This window comes from Polaribacter sp. (assembly GCF_051251875.1).
Taxonomy (GTDB): Bacteria; Bacteroidota; Bacteroidia; order Flavobacteriales; family Flavobacteriaceae; genus Polaribacter.
In genome coordinates this window covers 1-18,043 of sequence record NZ_JBPOGL010000042.1, presented here as the reverse complement: position 1 = coordinate 18,043, position 18,043 = coordinate 1, and the positions used below count along the sequence as shown (strand labels likewise).

16 protein-coding genes are annotated in these 18,043 nt (G+C 29.5%); 6 read left to right on the top strand and 10 right to left on the bottom strand.

What is annotated here, in order from left to right:
* Positions 1–474: 474 nt before the first annotated feature.
* Positions 475–1,338 (bottom strand): sigma-70 family RNA polymerase sigma factor, encoded by an 864-nt coding sequence (locus tag ACSHW5_RS15110; RefSeq protein ID WP_018942691.1) that lies wholly within the window; start codon positions 1,336–1,338, stop codon positions 475–477.
* Positions 1,339–1,550: 212 nt separating this feature from the next.
* On the opposite strand from ACSHW5_RS15110, the gene ACSHW5_RS15105 reads away from it, so the two are divergent.
* The 3 genes from ACSHW5_RS15105 to ACSHW5_RS15095 are packed head-to-tail and all read left to right on the top strand — an operon-like array spanning position 1,551 to position 3,172.
* Positions 1,551–2,129, top strand: coding sequence for an RNA polymerase sigma factor (locus tag ACSHW5_RS15105; RefSeq protein WP_435676991.1), 579 nt, complete (start codon positions 1,551–1,553; stop codon positions 2,127–2,129).
* A gap of 2 nt (positions 2,130–2,131) precedes the next feature.
* Positions 2,132–2,326, top strand: coding sequence for a hypothetical protein (locus ACSHW5_RS15100; protein ID WP_435676982.1), 195 nt, complete (start codon positions 2,132–2,134; stop codon positions 2,324–2,326).
* A 15-nt stretch (positions 2,327–2,341) separates the two neighbouring features.
* Positions 2,342–3,172 carry a mechanosensitive ion channel family protein gene (locus tag ACSHW5_RS15095; protein ID WP_435676981.1) on the top strand — a complete coding sequence of 277 codons (831 nt, stop codon included), beginning with the start codon at positions 2,342–2,344 and terminating at the stop codon, positions 3,170–3,172.
* Between the two features lie 151 nt (positions 3,173–3,323).
* On the opposite strand, the gene ACSHW5_RS15090 is transcribed toward ACSHW5_RS15095, so the two are convergent.
* The 4 genes from ACSHW5_RS15090 to ACSHW5_RS15075 all read right to left on the bottom strand — a co-directional run bounded on the left by ACSHW5_RS15090 (position 3,324) and on the right by ACSHW5_RS15075 (position 10,149).
* On the bottom strand, positions 3,324–5,555 hold the full coding sequence (locus ACSHW5_RS15090) for a reprolysin-like metallopeptidase (RefSeq protein WP_435676980.1): 2,232 nt from the start codon (positions 5,553–5,555) through the stop codon (positions 3,324–3,326).
* Between the two features lie 129 nt (positions 5,556–5,684).
* Positions 5,685–6,437: a hypothetical protein gene (locus ACSHW5_RS15085; RefSeq protein ID WP_435676979.1), complete on the bottom strand. Its 753-nt coding sequence runs from the start codon at positions 6,435–6,437 to the stop codon at positions 5,685–5,687.
* A gap of 76 nt (positions 6,438–6,513) precedes the next feature.
* The gene (locus tag ACSHW5_RS15080; protein WP_435676978.1) at positions 6,514–9,264 is read right to left on the bottom strand and encodes an outer membrane beta-barrel protein; all 2,751 of its coding nucleotides are present in this window, start codon (positions 9,262–9,264) and stop codon (positions 6,514–6,516) included.
* Positions 9,265–9,297: 33 nt separating this feature from the next.
* Positions 9,298–10,149: a GLPGLI family protein gene (locus ACSHW5_RS15075; RefSeq protein WP_435676977.1), complete on the bottom strand. Its 852-nt coding sequence runs from the start codon at positions 10,147–10,149 to the stop codon at positions 9,298–9,300.
* Between the two features lie 286 nt (positions 10,150–10,435).
* On the opposite strand from ACSHW5_RS15075, the gene ACSHW5_RS15070 reads away from it, so the two are divergent.
* The gene (locus tag ACSHW5_RS15070) at positions 10,436–11,050 is read left to right on the top strand and encodes a deoxynucleoside kinase (RefSeq protein ID WP_435676976.1); all 615 of its coding nucleotides are present in this window, start codon (positions 10,436–10,438) and stop codon (positions 11,048–11,050) included.
* 110 nt (positions 11,051–11,160) lie between these two features.
* Here the strand turns inward: ACSHW5_RS15070 and ACSHW5_RS15065 are convergent, their stop codons facing one another.
* The 5 genes from ACSHW5_RS15065 to ACSHW5_RS15045 all read right to left on the bottom strand — a co-directional run bounded on the left by ACSHW5_RS15065 (position 11,161) and on the right by ACSHW5_RS15045 (position 16,358).
* Positions 11,161–13,176 (bottom strand): M3 family metallopeptidase, encoded by a 2,016-nt coding sequence (locus ACSHW5_RS15065; RefSeq protein WP_435676975.1) that lies wholly within the window; start codon positions 13,174–13,176, stop codon positions 11,161–11,163.
* Positions 13,177–13,257: 81 nt separating this feature from the next.
* A complete protein-coding gene (locus ACSHW5_RS15060) occupies positions 13,258–13,914 on the bottom strand; it encodes a phosphatase PAP2 family protein (RefSeq protein WP_435676974.1) in 657 nt (218 codons plus the stop codon).
* A gap of 6 nt (positions 13,915–13,920) precedes the next feature.
* On the bottom strand, positions 13,921–14,400 hold the full coding sequence (gene purE / locus ACSHW5_RS15055; RefSeq protein ID WP_435676973.1) for a 5-(carboxyamino)imidazole ribonucleotide mutase: 480 nt from the start codon (positions 14,398–14,400) through the stop codon (positions 13,921–13,923).
* Positions 14,401–14,718: 318 nt separating this feature from the next.
* Positions 14,719–15,882, bottom strand: coding sequence for a 5-(carboxyamino)imidazole ribonucleotide synthase (locus ACSHW5_RS15050; RefSeq protein ID WP_435676972.1), 1,164 nt, complete (start codon positions 15,880–15,882; stop codon positions 14,719–14,721).
* A gap of 50 nt (positions 15,883–15,932) precedes the next feature.
* Positions 15,933–16,358, bottom strand: coding sequence for a phosphoribosylaminoimidazole carboxylase (locus ACSHW5_RS15045; RefSeq protein WP_435676971.1), 426 nt, complete (start codon positions 16,356–16,358; stop codon positions 15,933–15,935).
* A gap of 195 nt (positions 16,359–16,553) precedes the next feature.
* Here ACSHW5_RS15045 and greA point away from each other — a divergent pair, with 195 nt between their 5' ends.
* Together greA and ACSHW5_RS15035 are read left to right on the top strand one after the other, a co-directional pair.
* Positions 16,554–17,027, top strand: a complete 474-nt coding sequence (greA, locus tag ACSHW5_RS15040; RefSeq protein ID WP_435676970.1) for a transcription elongation factor GreA — start codon at positions 16,554–16,556, stop codon at positions 17,025–17,027.
* 260 nt (positions 17,028–17,287) lie between these two features.
* The gene (locus ACSHW5_RS15035; protein ID WP_435676969.1) at positions 17,288–17,677 is read left to right on the top strand and encodes an HIT family protein; all 390 of its coding nucleotides are present in this window, start codon (positions 17,288–17,290) and stop codon (positions 17,675–17,677) included.
* Positions 17,678–18,043: the final 366 nt, after the last annotated feature.

The window sequence follows — 18,043 nt, the reverse complement described above, 5'->3', positions numbered from 1 at the left end:
GTCTTAATAGTATTAGAGTTAGTTAAAAAATGTTAATAACTATTTTAGTTTTTAAGAATTATGCTTATTGTTTTTTTCTTTATATATTTTAATTTATGCAAAATATTTTTGAAGCTAAAAAATACCAGGTTATTGTTACCAAGTTGCAAGGTAAATGAATATGCTAAGGAAAGTAGAATTAGGCTGGTAAAAATAAAAGTGTATTTGCAACAAATAATTATGTTGTTTTTTTAACTAAAATGAAAACTTTTACTCAACGTTACCGTATATCATATTAAGAAGATATTTTTTATGATATTATGTGAGATTGTTGGTTTCTAAAAAGAATATTTTTGAGGTTTTTTAACTAGGGATTATAGTTCTAGTTTCTTTGGTAATGTACCTTACAAAAAAAACTCTCGAATTAAATTCGAGAGTTTTTGTAAAATATTCTAGCTTTATCGGTAGTATTTAAATTCCTAAAAGAGTTTATTATTACCCTAAGTATGTCATTAAAATTTTAGATCTAGAAGTATGTTTTAATCTTCTAATTGCTTTTTCTTTAATTTGTCTAACACGCTCACGTGTTAAATCAAAAGTTTCACCAATCTCTTCTAAAGTCATTGGTTGGTGTTCTCCTAAACCAAAATATAATTTTACAACATCTGCCTCACGTGGTGTTAACGTTTCTAAAGCTCTATTAATTTCTATACGCAAAGACTCATGTAATAAAACTCTATCCGGATTTGGAGATTCGCCAGAGTTTAAAACATCATATAAGTTAGAATCTTCTCCCTCAATTAAAGGCGCATCCATAGATACATGACGACCAGAATTTTTCATAGATTCTTTTACGTCATTCACAGTCATGTCTAATTTCTTAGCAATTTCTTCTGCACTTGGTGGGCGCTCATTTTCTTGCTCTAAGAAAGCATACATTTTGTTAATTTTATTGATAGAACCAATTTTATTTAACGGTAAACGTACAATTCTAGATTGTTCTGCTAACGCTTGTAATATAGATTGACGAATCCACCATACAGCATAAGATATAAATTTAAAACCTCTAGTTTCATCAAAACGTTTTGCTGCTTTTATCAAACCTAAGTTTCCTTCGTTTATTAAATCTGGTAACGTTAATCCTTGGTTTTGATATTGTTTTGCAACAGATACAACAAATCTTAAATTGGCTTTGGTTAATTTTTCTAAAGCTCTTTGATCTCCAGCTTTAATTAACTGTGCCAATTCTACTTCTTCATCAGCAGTAATTAAATCTACTTTTCCTATTTCTTGTAAGTATTTATCTAACGATGCAGTTTCTCTATTTGTAACCTGCTTGGTAATTTTAAGTTGTCTCATCTAATTCTCTATGACTTTTTAAAGGATTAATGTATTGCTACATCTTATTATACGTAAGAAGGTAAATATATGTTACAAAAAAGATTATATTTTTTAAAAAGCTTTTAAGGATTTATTATTTCAAGATTTAAAATCTATATTTGTATCCCTTTATAAAGTGTTTTGAACACTGCTATGACTGTGACTTAATTTTGTTCTCGTGTCAAAAATGTATAAAATTGAAAGCTGTAGATGCAAATAATTTAACTGACGAAGAGTTGGTCTTTAAAATAGTAGCAACAAATAATACTCATTTGTTTGCTATTTTATATGATAGATTCTCAAAAGTTGTGTATAATAAATGTTACGGTTTTTCTAAAAGTAAAGAAGAAGCAGAAGATTTAACACATGATGTTTTTATTAAATTATTTGTAAAACTAAGAACTTTTAAAGGCAATTCTAAGTTTTCTACATGGTTGTATTCTTTTACGTATAATTTCTGTGTGAATTATGTACAAAGAAATGTTCATAAGAAAAGAGAAAAAATAACAGTAGTAACAGATCAAATTAAAGATACCGCTGATGATTTAGATGAAATAGATGACAGTACTTTATTTCAATTAAAATCAGAAAAATTAGCAAAAGCTTTAGATCTAATGGAACCTGCAGATAAAATGATTTTATTGATGAAATACCAAGATGATTTGAGTATTAAAGAAATTAAAGAAGTTTTAGAAGTAGGAGAAAGTGCTATAAAAATGCGCATAAAAAGAGCCAAAGCTAAAGTAGTTAAAATTTATCATGAAATGTAATTATGGAAAATCCATTTAAAAAAATATTACACCATAATGAAGTGCCAAATGTACTTAAGAAAAAAGTTCTTAATGATATTGGTATGATAAAACTTACCTTAGATATTGCTGATTTATTTGTAGTAAAATACCCAAACACTTTTGGAGAACTATTTAGTTCTACCAGTAATAACAACCAAAATAAAACTAAAAATTAACAAAATTTATTGATTATGAATGTCCTACTAGCTATAAGTTTAGATAACTTACTAACCCCTTTTAAAGATGTTTTAGACACAATAATAGCCTCTTTACCTAGAGTTTTAGGTTTTATTGGGTTTGTAATTTTAGCGTGGATTGTTATAAAAGTATTTCTTTGGATTGTAAGAAAAGCACTGAACAAAACAAAAATTGATGAATGGTCAGAAAAATTAAAAGAGACTGAGATTTTTGGAAATACTACCATAAATGTAGTACTTACTACCGTAATATTAGGAGTTTTAAAATGGCTTTTAATTTTGATTTTTGTAATGTCTGGTGCAAATATTTTTGGGGTAGAATCAATTTCTGATGCTATTACTAGTTTCTTTGCATATTTACCTAGGTTGCTCTCTGCATTGGCTATTTTTGTAGTAGGACTTTATATTGGTACAATTGTTAAAAAAGCAATTAACAGCATGTTTAAATCTTTAGAAATTTCTGGAGGTAACTTGGTGGGAAATATTGCGTTTTATTTAATAGTTGTCTTTTTAGGTATTACTGCTTTTGATCAAGCTGGTGTAGATACAAGTGTTATAAAAAGTAATTTAACTTTAATAATAGGGTCTATAGTGTTAGCCTTTACCATAGCTTTTGGTTTAGGATCTAAGGATATTATAAAAAGATTGTTGTTTGGTTATTATTCTAGAAAAAACTTAGAAATAGGTAAAAGAATAAAAATAGACTCTTTAGAAGGTGTTATAGAATCTATAGATAATATTTGTGTTGTTATACTTACCGAAAAAGGAAAAGTAGTACTACCGGTTCAAGATGTTGTAGATAGTAAAGTAGAAGTATTAAATTAAAATTTTTCTTGTTGATAATGAAATAAATAGGAATGTATTATATTTCTATAACAAGCATATAAAAGTAAAAAAGCTATCAGAAATTATACAATTTCTGATAGCTTTTTTTTATGAAATACGTTGTGTTATCATTTTAATGATATAGAAATTATTACTCTATCACTAGTTTTTTGGTAGTTTGTTTGTTGCCGTTTATAATTTTTATCAAATACAACCCTGGTAATGTTTTACTAAAATTTATTTCTTCAGAGAAATTTGATGCTGTATTGTAAAAATCTTTTTGGTTGATAAGTCTTCCTCTAATGTCAAACAATTGAACAGATACTTGGTTGGTATTTAAGACTTCAAAATTCAAATGAAATGCTCCGTTAGAAGGATTTGGATATAAATTAAAACCATTAAAAGCCACATCTTTTACAGAAGCTGCTGCGCCGTTAATAATAAAATTTGTGGTATTCACATTGTAAAAAATATTATCTGCTGCTTCTACCATAATTCTAGCTTCTGTAGTTCCGTTATTTGGTACAACAATTGTTTCAGAACCATCATTATCTGTATTGCTAGCTAAAGTTATAGGAAAAGTAAGACCACCATCTAAAGAAAGTTTAATATTTACTTTTAAACAATTTATAGGGTCTTTATCAGAATCTACTACATCCCAAGTAATGGTTTCAGAGTTTCCATTATCCCAAGTAACAGCGCTATTTTGAGAAGTAACAGCAAAGGTAAAACCAAATGCCATAGATATGGTTACGTCATCTCTTGCACTACTTCCGCCACCAGGATTATTATCTCTAACCACCAAAGAAAAATTCATATCTCTAATATTTCCAGGTAAAACTTCCCAAGTTGTAGATGTTTCTCCAGAAATAATGGTGGCTAATGCGGGCATATATCTATCCGGAGAAGTAGAAGAAGGTAATGACCTAAAAGTAGGACCAGATGTACTAGCAAGTACTGGTGGCATTGCTGCAATTTCTGGATCTATTTGTTCCCAATTGTAGGTTAATATATTTCCTTCACTAGCATCTGAACCTATTCCTCGTAATACAAAAGGAGTTTGTCTTGGTATTGAATAATCTGCTCCGGCATTTGCTGTTGGTGCAGGGTTGTTAGTCTCTACTAATGTAGCACATGTAGCAGAGCTAAGTATGTTATTCCACATTTCGGTAATGCTTATTGCGTGAAAATGATCATCACTATTACTTTGTACATTAGGAGTACAAATACCTGCATATCCCATAATTGTGGAACCACTTCCAGGCTCTATTGCTGTAGCATTGTTTCTGTTACCACTACAAGAGTTATTAAATGTATGATTTGCACCAAATTGATGTCCCATTTCATGTGCAACAAAATCAATATCATAAGGATCGTTTATAGGATTATCTGTTCCGGTAACACCACGTGCTTTTGATCCTGTAATGCATACTACACCAAGACCGGCTAATCCTCCAGCTCCTGTGCTTAGTGTATGACCTATATCGTAATTTGCATCACCAATTACATCGTCACATTTGGTCTGACTTTCATTTATTAATTGATTCGCATTGTCATTGGTTAATCCGTCAGAACTTGTATGAAAAAATATTAATTTATCATTATCCGCAACAAGTTCCATGCGCACACCTAAATCTCTTTCAAAAACACCGTTTACTCTTGTCATTGTTGAATTCATAGCAGATAATACAGCAGCTTTTCTCACGGCTTCATCAGAAAGAATATCAATTCCTTGTTGGTCTAAATGAAAGTTTGCATATTCAGATGTACAGACCAATGCAAGTCTAAGTTTTCTTAATTTACTGTCATCCGCATTTTCAATACTATGAATAGGATCTGTATTTATTATTGGAGATTTTGTATCTCTCACTAAACACTCAAGAGATGAATTTGCGTTATCTACACTTCCTTTACTGTAAGCAATATATTTACTGTTATTTTTGGTGTAAGGGTCTATATAAAAAGATTTTTCATCAGCATTAAAAATAACAACATGTAAACCATCTGTACCCACACTAAATCTTGCCGTCTTATCTGGGTTTTCTAAGCCTTGCCCAACATACGATTTTATCATTGGGTATTTTGCAGACAATGCAGGTGCCAATATGCTTGCTTCTCTAATACTAAATTTTTCTACTTTGTTATTGTTGGTAGGTAAGTAGACAATTGTAGAAACTTTATCCGTAACACTTTTTAACGATTGGGTTATTTGTTTTATATCTAGGTTGTAAATTTTAAAGGCAGTAGGTAGTGTTTTTCTACTGTATAAATCTTTTGGAGAAAAATTAGAGGTTTCTAAAGAATTTAATGTCCAAAATTTATCTTGTCCGAAGTTTGTAGAAGCAACAAAACACAAGAAAATTAAAATAATAATTTTTCTCATTTTATTTTTTATTTTAAGATTGATAACAAACATAAAACTAAATCTTTATTTTTTATGTTAATTTTATTGAATTTTTTTTATTGATTGTTAAAAAAAAACACTGTTTTGGTAGGGTAATTTGCATTTTAATTAATGCATTTTTAATTTTCTTATATTTTTCATTCTACTCCAAGCTAGTTTATGTCGTTTTTTATAAAACCACAAACAACCTAAATCTAGTAAAAAGTAGAATAAACTAATACCACTTGGTGGATTGTAACTTGGTAAGAAATCAAAAGTATTCCAAGCCGTTTCTGGCCATTTCCAACATAAATAATTAGTGCCAATTATTTCTAAATAAGCAACGGTAATATACATTGTTAGGTAAAAAAGTCGTTCTTTAGGCTTGTTTCTTAAAATAAGTAAGGTAGCAATTGTCATTACAAAACCGAAAACATCATTTTTAAAAATTAGAAATGAAGTAGCATATATAAGGATGAAATAAGTAAAATATTTTTCAATTTTTATACGGTGTTTAATAATGGAGGCTGCTTTAGAAAAATATAAAACAGCAACGTATACTATGGCATGACCTGGCGGTATATAATGAGGTATGTTTTCTAATCTGTAGGTGTACATTCCTAAGGCTATGGAAAACAAATATTCGCCAAAAAAAGCAATTAAAACAGCATAAATCATTTGTTCTTTTACTCGTTTATTTACTTGCCAAAAGACAATAAAAAAACCAATAAACATGCTAATATTAGCATATAATTGTGCGTTTTCTGTAATTTCTATAAAAAAATAACTATCTAAAAAAAGACCAAAAATGATAAACAGAAAAAGTGCTCCTAAACTTTTAAAGCTTGCAAAGATGGTAGATTTTGATGCCAATAAACTCATCTTGCTAAAGTAAGAAAGTAACTGAAAAAAGGCACAATTTCTTGTGCCATTTTTTATTCAAAAAATCTATTTTAAATTATAGTTGATATCTTACTCTAAGGCTTATAAATCTTGGTAAAATAAAAGTTTCATTTATAGTATACGAAATAGTACCATTATTAACCTTTGTTGTAGAGCCAGTTCCTAAAAGGTTGCTTCCTACTAGTTCATATTCCCATTTTGCATCTTTATTTTTTCTGTACGCAAACGTGGTGTCCCAAATATTGTATGAATTTTGATTGCTACCATTTTGTCTTACTTCATTGTAAGAAAAATCTGAACGAATTGTTAGAGAATTCCAAACATAAGCATCAAAACTTATAGATGGTTTATGTGTAACGCCTTTTACAATAGTGGTTCTTGCACTGTTGTCTTGGTCAGAAAAACTAATTCCATACTTTAATGATACGTTGGGTGCTTTATTAAAATTGGTACCAATACTAGTAGAATAAGAGTAACTATTAATTTTATTTGTATTCTCTTGCTCATTTACAAATTGATAGGTTTTGCTGTAATTATAATTAGCTCCTAAAGATGTTTTAATTTTATTAAAAGTTTTACCAACTCTACCAGATGCAGAAAAGCTTTCATTGTCTAGTGGTGAGTTTATTGATGTGCTACTAGAAACTACAGAACTGGGTTCAAAAATAGTATTCTTATTTATTTGATCTATTGTTTTTTTATAATTTATTCTTGCAAATACATTTGTATAATTAAACATATTAAAGCTAGAATAATTTAAGTTTAAATTGTGTAAACTAGCATTTGTTAATTCCTCATTTCCAAAGTAAAAAGAATTATAGCTATTGGCAACAATACCTCTTGCTAGTTGATTTACATCTGTAAAATTAACTTCTTGTTTGTATGAAAATCGTAAAGATTCGCTTTGTTTAAACTGTGCAATTAAAGAAAGTTCTGGAAAAAACTTTTGAAAAGAATCCTTAACCAGCTCTGTTTGATATTGGGTGTTTTTTACAGAATAAGAATGTGCTGTAAAACCAGGAGTAAATGTAAAAATACCTGTTTTTAAACGATATCTAATTCCTGCATAAATATCTGTAAAATTATATTCTGTATCATTTGTTGTTCTTGGATCTGTGTTTCCTGGAATGGTAGGATTTGGATTAAAACTACTACCATTATCTAAAATTTGAAAAAACTTTGAGTCAAAGTTTTGTTTGCTTAAGATGGTTCCTACAACTAAATTCAAATTACTTTTAGAGTTTAAAATATTGTAATAATCTAATTTTGCATCTAATTGATTCGATTTTACTTTTCTATCTTGTTGTAAGTTGTAAAATAGGTTGCTTCTATCTAAGCCTAAACTTTCTGCAGCATCATCAAAACCATCATTATTTGCATCGTCATTATTGTTAGGGTTGTTTTCTAAAGAAGCCACATAAAACGGATCTTCATCTTGTAATTGATGTTTTACTTCTAGTGCAAAAATATTATTTTCATTTGCTGTATAGAAATAACTTAAATTTTGATTGATAGTAAAAGGTGTTGCTCTTTCATTTTCAGAAATATCACTTAAAACACGAGAATTTACAGCATCTGTTCTAAATTCATTAGAAAAACGACCAATAACATCATAATCTAATTGATTATTAATGTCTTTTTTATAATTAGCACTAAATTTAAATAAGCCTGTATTACTGGTTTGATCTGTTATGCTTTGTCTAAAATCATCTGGTGTTGTAGGATCTACATAATCTATAGAGTTGTTGTTTTTTTGCCCATTATTATTACTAGAAAAAATTAAAAATCCGCTTAAATCTAATTTCTTATTTGGTGAATAACTAAAGTTTAAAGCGGTTAGTTTTGTATTAATTTTATTTGCATTTCTAGTACTTGCAGACAAGAAACCAATACCTGCACTAGCCAAACTAATGTTTGTTCCGTTAGATGGGCTTTGACTTCTAAAACCTCCGCTAAAACCTCTAAGAGTTCTTCTGTCTAATACCACTTCACCCATATTATTAAGATCTCCAATAACATTTATGGTATATTTTGGAGAATAATAAAATAATTTAGGTTGCAATAAGTACAATGTTTCATCTGGTGCATCTCCTGCTCCGGCAGTGATATCTCCAAACCAAAAGTTCTTTTTACCTTCTTTTAATTTAATATTTATAGCAACTCTATCTTGATTGTCTTGTACACCTTTTAACTGGGTAACATCTCCAAAATTTCTTAAAACTTCTATTTTATCAACAGCATTAGAAGGAATGTTTTTAACACCAAGTTTGGTGTCTCCATCAAAAAAGTCCTTGCCATCTACCATTAATTTTTCTACAGTTTTTCCTTCAACTTCAATTTCTCCATCATCATTTATTTCTACACCTGGTAATTTTTCTAGAATATCTTCTAATTTTCTTTCTGTACCATTTTGAAAAGAATCTGCATTATAAACAATTGTATCTCCTTTAATAGTTACAGGCATTTTAGACACAATATTTATACCGTCTAAAGCATTATCATAAGCTAACATTGCATTTGTAACAATATCTTCTGATAAAGTTTCAATTGAAAAACTTGAAGATTTCATACCTACATAACTTATTTTTAATATAATAGAGGTGTTTTTATCTACATTTACTTTATAAAAACCTTTTTCATTTGTAAAACCGTAAGAAGCTATTTTATTGGTAGCCTTATTTATAGCTAATATATTTGCCATTTCTAAAGGTTCACCAATACTATCTTTTACTACACCTGTTAATTTTACCTGAGCATTTGTAAAAAGTGTAACCATAAAAATGGTTAGCAAAAATATTTTTTTCATAAGTTAAAATTAATTTGCAATTATTTTTTTGTGCTAAGAACGTCCGCCTCCACGATTACCACCTCTACCTCTTTTTTGAAAGTTTTGTTTTAATTCTTCCATTTTTTTAGTAATCGTTTCAGTGTATTTTTTTCTTGTAATTTTTTTACCTTTACTAGGAGCTTTTATCTCTTTTTTTTCTGAAGGATTCAATATTATTTCTGTACATAAAATAGTAGTGGTTCCTTCGTTTAGTTCTAAAATTAAACCTGGTAAACCCCAGTATTCTCCAGGACCGTTACTAACGGGTATTTGTGGTGTATACCAAGCAGTTACCAATATTTGTTTTGTTTCTTTTTCTTCTGTTGGTTTTTCTTCTGTTTTCTCTCCTTTTCTAGGTCTTCTAAAGTTAGAAAAATCTATAGGGTTTGCATCTTTAAGCAAAGTTGCTTTGTAACAAACATAGTTTCCTATTTGTTTTGTTTCTGCACCTAGTTCCCATTGTGGTTGCTCCATTTCATCAGAAATTAAAAACTTTTTACCAAAAAATTCGGTAGCTTCTAAGGCTACTTTATCTTTTGTGTTTTTATATTTTGTTCCACCACCAAAAAAACTTCCTAATCTTGGACCTCTACCACCTTCTGTTGTTGGTGCTTCTAATTTTGCATCTTCTTTATAAAGAGAAGACGTTTTATCAAAGTTTAAAATAAATGTTTTTTCTAACTGAGATTTCATTCTAGCTTGAATTTCTTTCTTTCTAGCTTCAGAAGGTTGCTCTCCGCCTCGCGAAAAGTTATTTAAATCTATGGAAGTTTTAGACATATAAGTAGCCTGTCCTTGAAAATCTCTTTGTCCAAAAGTAATAATAGAAATAAATATTAGAATGAATGTAAACAATGGTTTCATAAATATAAGTTTAGGTTTATGTAAGAAAAGATCCAATTACATTTAGTAAGACTTAGAAAAAGATCAAAAGTTTAATATATATATAATTAAATTTTTAGAATCTTACTATTCTTTAAGAATGGTTTATAAGAATTTTGATATGTAAACTTTTTAAAAATATACTATTTGAATATAAAGTTTAAAATAAACTCATTATAAATTTTAGTTTTAAAACAGGTTGTTACCCTATTCTATTTATTATTTTCACTATTTTAGCATCACTTTTAACCTTTTTAGATTATAATTTATGCACGTTGCAATTGCAGGAAATATTGGTGCTGGTAAAACCACGCTAACCAAACTATTAGCCAAACATTATAAATGGAAACCTCATTTTGAATCTGTAGATGAAAACCCTTACTTAGATGATTTTTATGGAGAAATGGAGCGTTGGTCTTTTAATTTGCAAGTTTATTTTTTAAACAGTCGTTTTCGTCAAATTTTAGAATTAAGAGAAGCAGGTAAAGACTTAATACAAGATAGAACAATTTATGAAGATGCTCATATATTTGCGCCTAACTTGCACTCTATGGGATTAATGACAAACAGAGATTATAATAATTATAGTTCTTTGTTTGAGTTGATGGAAAACTTAGTAACGCCTCCAGATTTGTTAATTTATTTGCGTGCAGATATCTCTACATTGGTGGGTCAAATTCACAAGCGTGGTAGAGATTATGAAAACTCTATTAGTATTGATTATCTGAGCAGGTTAAACGAACGATATGAAGCTTGGATTTCTACTTATACAAAAGGAAAATTACTAATTATTGATGTAGATAATTTAGATTTTGTAGAAAATCAAGAAGATTTAGGATACATTATAGATAGAATAGACTCTCAAATTAACGGATTGTTTTAAGGAAGCAAATGCATTAACTTACCTAAAGTTTACCTATAAATTTAACCAAAAAAGCCACGATTTAGTTCGTGGCTTTTTTAGTGAAAGATTGAAAATATTTTCAGTTAAAATTACAGTAAACCGGCACGTTTTAACAAAGCATCTGGTTTTGGTTCTTTACCTCTAAAACGTTTGTATAAAATCATAGGTTTTTCTGTGCCACCTTTAGACAATACATGTTCTTTAAATTTTGATGCCACTTCTGTGTTAAAAATTCCTTTCTCTAAAAAATATTCAAAAGCATCAGCATCTAAAACTTCTGCCCATTTGTAAGAATAATATCCAGAAGAATAACCGCCTTGAAAAATATGAGAAAAAGAAGTGCTCATACAATTTTCTGCTACATCCGGATATAATTTGGTGTCTGCAAAAGCAATATTTTCAAAGTCTTTTATTGAGGTTATTTCTGATGGATTTTCAGAATGCCATTTCATATCTAATAATCCAAAACTTAATTGACGTAACGTTTGCATTCCTTCATGAAAGCTAGCAGATTCTTTAATTTTTTCGATGTATTTCATCGGGATAACTTCATTGGTTTTATAATGTTTTGCAAACAATTCTAATGCTTCTTTTTCGAAACACCAATTTTCTAAAACCTGACTTGGTAATTCAACAAAATCCCAAGAAACAGAAGTTCCAGAAAGGCTGTTATAAGTTGTGTTTGCTAACATTCCGTGTAACGCATGACCAAATTCATGAAACAAGGTTGTAACTTCGTTAAAAGTTAAAAGTGATGGTTTGGTAGCTGTTGGTTTGGTAAAATTACACACAATAGAAACATGTGGTCTTTCATTAACTCCATTTTTAATTTGTTGTGGTCTGTAAGAAGTCATCCATGCACCATTTCGTTTTCCTTTTCTAGGGTGAAAATCGGCATAAAAAAGAGCTACAGAATTTCCGTTATCATCTGTTACATCGTAGGTTTTTACATCTTCGTGATATTTATCTACAGTAGAAATTTCTTTAAATTGTAATCCAAATAATTTAGTAGCAATGGTAAAAACACCATTAATAACATTTTCTAATTTAAAATAAGGTTTTAGCACTTCTTGATCTAAATCAAAAATTTCTTTTTTTAATTTTTCAGAATAATATGAAGCATCCCATTTTTCAAGTGCCTTAATTCCGTCTAATTTTTTAGCGTAATTTTCTAAGTTTTTAAATTCGCGTAAGGCTGCAGGCTTTGCTTTTTGTAATAAATCATTAGAAAATGCAATTACTTTTTCTGGCGTTTCTGCCATTCTTTCTTCTAAAACAAAATGTGCATGGGTTTTAAAACCTAATAAATTTGCTCTTTTATGTCTTAATTTTACAATGTTTAAAACAATTTCTTCGTTGTTAAATTCATTATTTTGAAATCCTTTTTTACCAGCAATTATAGAAAATTTCTTACGTAATTCTCTATTGTCTGCATAGGTCATAAAAGGGATGTAACTAGGGTAGTCTAATGTAAAAACATACCCTTCTTTGCCTTTTTCTTTTGCCAATTGTTGTGCCGCTTCTTTTGCAGATTCGGGCAAGCCAGAAACGTCTTTTTCTTCGGTTAAATGTAGTTCAAAAGCATTGGTTTCTGCCAAAACATTTTCACCAAATTTTAGTGATAATTTAGAAAGTTCTGCATCAATTTTTCTTAATTCTGTTTTATCTTCCTCATTTAAATTAGCGCCATTTCTTGCAAAACCTTTGTATTGTTTTTCTAACAACATTCTTTCTTCGGGCGTTAATTTTAAATCATCAATGGTGTCAAAAACCGATTTTACTCTTAAAAACAACTTATTGTTTAAAGTTATATCATTCCGAAACTCACTTAGCCAAGGAGAAATTTCTTGGGCAATTTTCTGAATTTCATCAGTGGTTTCTGCAGAATTTAAATTGAAAAATATACTTGTAATTCTGTTTAGTTTTTCACCTGTAAAATCTAACGCAACAGTAGTATTTGTAAACGTAGGTTTTTCTGTATTGGTAACTATATTATTAATTTCTTCTTTGGCAAGTTCAATAGCTTTTTTAATAGCTGGTTTGTAATCAGAAGAAGAAATTTTAGAAAAAGGTGCTGTTGTAAAATCTTGTAAAAGAGGATTCATAAAATTGTATAAATTTTGGTTCAAATATAGCTAAACTATCAATTTTTATTGTCGGAAAAATAGCATCAATAAGAGCAATAATTAATTTGATGTTCTTATTTTTTTATTTAGTAAGGTGGTGTTTTTTGGTTGATAAACATAATACAGTAAGGTAATTATAAAAACGCCTAAAAAAGCTCCGCCCACCGTATCTATTAAAAAATGTTTAGATAAATATACTCTACTATACGCCATAATTATGGCAATAAAAACAGTAAAAAACTGTATTTTTTTAGAAGTAGTAATCATACAAATAAAGAGCATGAACATAAAGGATTCTGCCGTATGACCAGACGGAAACGTAAAAGGAATCTGACTTCTTACGCCTTCTATTAAATGCAAATCTATTCCTTTTTGAGAAAAATAATAAGTGGGTCTGTGCACATGAATAAAAAATAATCTTTTTACAACCGTAGCAATTATAAAATTTATGGCATAAGAAGTAAGCATAAAAAAAAGTACTTTGTAGTTTTCTTTCTGAATTACATATCCTAAAATTGCGATGATAAATACTATAGGTGCAAATTTTGAAAAGTATTTAAAAAATACATCAAAAAAACTATTATGATGGGCATTTATAAATAGATGTAATGCATCTCTACCAAAATATTGTGTGACCGCTAAACTTATAAAAGCGAATAAAAAAAAGCCAATATAAAATATGGCATTTTTACGCAGAACATCTTGGTTAAAATTCATTTCAAATTATTTTTTTACTCTTTCTGAAGCTTGCTCAACCTTTAATTTTAATTCTTCTTTGTAAGCAATAATTTTATCTAAAACTTTAGGGTTGGAAGCACCAATAATTTGCGCCGCCAAAATACCTGCATTTTTTGCGCCATCTAAAGCTACTGTTGCTACAGGAACGCCTCCTGGCATTTGTAAAATTGATAATACAGAATCCCAACCATCAATAGAATTTCTGCTTTTTACCGGAACACCAATTATTGGCAACGGACTCATAGAAGCTACCATTCCTGGTAAATGTGCTGCGCCGCCAGCACCTGCAATAATAACTTGTATTCCTCTTTTGTGTGCGTTTTTAGAATAGTCTACTAATTTCTCTGGAGTTCTGTGAGCAGAAACAATATCTACTTCTATTGCAATATTAAAACTCTCTAAAATATCTATTGCTTCTTGCATTATTGGAAGATCAGAATCGCTTCCCATTATTATTCCTACCATAATTTTTCAATTATCTTTTCAGTTATCAATTATCAATTATCAGTTATCGGTTATCAGTTATCGGTGATCAATTATCAATTATCGGTGATCAATTATCAATTATCGGTGATCAATTATCAATTATCAGTTATCGGTTATCGGTTATCGGTGATCAGTTATTGGTAATCAGTTATCGGTTACCAGTTATCAATTATTGGTGATCAATTATCAATTATCAGTTATCAGTTATCGGTTATCGGTTATCAGTTATCGGTGATCAGTTATTGGTTATCGGTTACCAGTTATCGGTGATCAATTATCAGTGATACTTGTTTAATGTTAATTTTTTTTACTTATTACTTTAATGGTTTCTTTTACTTCTTGTGCTATTTTTCTAGCAATATCAATATCAGTATTTACAATAGTAACATGACCCATTTTTCTGAAAGGACGTGTTTCTTTTTTTCCATAAATATGAGGAGTAACGCCATCAATCTTTAAAATTTTTTCAATATTTTCATAAACTACATTTCCAGAAAAACCTTCCTCACCAACTAAATTCACCATAATTCCGGCAACTTTACTTTCCGTGTTTCCTAGCGGAAGATTTAAAATACTTCTTAAATGTTGTTCAAATTGGTTGGTATAACTAGCTTCAATAGAATAATGCCCAGAATTATGTGGTCTTGGCGCAACTTCATTTACTATTATTTTATCATCTATTGTTTGAAACATTTCTACAGCCAATAAACCAACAAAATCTAAATCGCTTACAACTTTTAGAGCAAGTTCTCTGGCTTTTTCTGCCACTTTAAAATCTATTCTTGCCGGACAAATTACATATTCTACTTGGTTTGCTTCTGGGTGAAATTCCATTTCTACAACAGGATATGTTTTTACTTCACCGGTGGCATTTCTTGCCACAATTACCGCCAATTCATTTTTAAAAGGAATCAGTTTTTCTGTAATACATTCTACGTTTGGCAAATTGTTTATGTCTTCTAGTGTTCTCACAATTTTTACCCCGTTTCCGTCATAGCCAAAACGCGCAGCTTTCCAAACAAAAGGCAACGTTATGGTATTATTTTGGTAAGAATGTTTAATTTCAGTTGAATGTGCAAAGTGAGAAAATTCTGCTGTAGGAATCTGATGATCTACATAAAAATTCTTTTGTCTTGCTTTACTTTGAATAATGCGTAAATCTTTCGGTTTTGGGTAAATTGTTAAACCTTCATCTTCTAGTTTGTCTAAAGCATCAAGATTTACATTTTCAATTTCAATAGTTAATAGATCTACCGTTTTTCCAAAGTTGTAAACGGCATCAAAATCTAATAAATCTCCAACCACAAAAGTGTTGCAAATAGCTGCACAAGGTGCATTTTTATTACTTTCTAAAATAGAAGTATGAATGTCTAGTTTTTGAGTTTCAGCCAATAACATTCGCCCTAATTGTCCGCCTCCAAGAACACCCAATTTAAAATCAGAAGAAAAATAGTTTTTCACTTTTAGTAATATTAAGTTTCCACAAAAATACGTATGAATATTTAAGTATGCTAAAAATTACTGATTCTAATTACAGAGCCATTTTTTGTTACTTTATATTCTCTTGCCCAACAATTAAAACCTGCAGTTTGTGGTGCGCCACCAATACCAGAACCAACACCATATTGGCTATCATCACAAGTACATTGTAGTATAAATCCATTTTTAAACTCCATAGGAGAAGTGCAGTCATTTTCTGGGCAAATTCTATCATATGCAACAAAATCGTTGCCGTTTACATTCAAAAGTAATATTCCTTTAGAACCTCCGTTAATGATAGCAAAACCACCAGGAACATTAGCGTTTATTACTCCAGGGTTGTTTAGGTCTGTGGTTACACTAACCTGTAAATTAGGCAAACAGTTAGCTAAAGTTGTATTATCTGTACAACTAAAAAAAATGGTAAGAGCAATAAAAAGAAGTGCTTTTTTTATCATAATAATGTTTAGATACTTTTAAAACGATGGCAAGTTACAAATATTTTGTACATTTGTAATCCAATCTCATTCCTGTTTAGGCAATGGGATTTTTAAATTTAAACCCGTAGTGGGTTTTTTGGGTAAAAAGTAGATTTTTTTTAGTAAATTAGAGTACTTTATTAGAAAAAAAGAAAAGTTTTAAAAAAGAAAATAATGAGTGAAATATCATATTATTCAGCAGAAGGATTAAAGAAATTGAAAGATGAATTGGTGCAACTAGAACAAGTAGAGCGCCCTAGAGTAACGCAAGAAATTGCAGACGCTAGAGATAAAGGAGATTTAAGTGAAAATGCAGAATATCATGCAGCAAAAGAAGAACAATCTCATTTAGAATTTAAGATTGCAAAGTTAAAAAACGTAGTTTCTAACGCTCGTATTATAGATGAATCTCAATTAGATACTTCAAAAATTTTAATTCATTCTATAGTGAAAATTAAAAATTCTAGCAACGGAATGGAATTTTCTTATACACTAGTGGCAGATTCTGAAACGGATGTAGCTAACGGAAAACTTTCGGTAAACTCGCCAATTGGTAAAGGTTTATTGGGTAAAAAAGTAGGTGATTTTGCAGAAATTAAGGTTCCTAACGGAATTATGAAATTCGAAATTATGGATATTTCTAGATAAGGTTATTTCCAAGCAGAAAACCTCTAATTGTATTATTAGAAGCTATTTCCTGCTTTCACTACTCGCTTTTTTTGTAAAAACAAAAAAGAGCTCAAACAGGCCGTTCAATCAGGGCTAGTCTTGTTTGTAGGCAAATTAACATTTTTATAAGCAGTTGTTCAATTTTATTTGGCAACAGAAATTCATTATAAATTCGGGTTTTGGCATCGCCAAAACCCGAATTCTTTTATATATTTACTAAGAATTAACAACTTTTTAAAATGAGCATATTTACAAAAATAATTACAGGAGAAATACCAAGTTATAAAGTAGCAGAAAATGATGATTTTATTGCATTTTTAGACATCAATCCTAATGCAAAAGGCCACACTTTGGTAGTTCCTAAAAAGGAAGAAAATAAGATTTTTGAGATGTCTAGAGAAGAATATTCTAACTTAATGGATTTTTCTTATACCGTTGCAAAAGCCTTAGAAAAAGCAGTTCCGTGTAACAGAATTGGTATGAGTGTAATTGGTTTAGAAGTGCCTCATGTTCATGTGCATTTAATTCCTATTAATAAAATGGCAGACATACAATATATTCAAAAAGTTAAACTGTCTAATGATGAGTTTGTTGCTTTGGCTAAAAGTATTGCTGATAAAATTGAATAATATTATTTTGTCGTGAAAGAATTGTTGAAAGATTTTTTAAGAGGTTTTTTTTTGTTTTAGAAGGTTTTCCTATAATTACTGGAATTATATTCTTTTTACTTACCGTTTATTTAATTAAAACTGCTTTGCCAAAAGCTTATAAAGTAGGTTTGGAAAAACGTAGCTTGTATAGTTATTGGAATAATTTGGGAATTGTATTCGCATTAACCTTTATTGGTTTAATGTTGTTGGTTATTCAAGTTTTTAGAGTAGTATTAAGTTTTACTTAAAAAAAATAGCTAGTAAACAGGTTTAGGTACTATCTTTAATTCCTAATTTTATTTATTAAATTTTATTATTTTTGTAATTAACAGAGAGGAAACATAC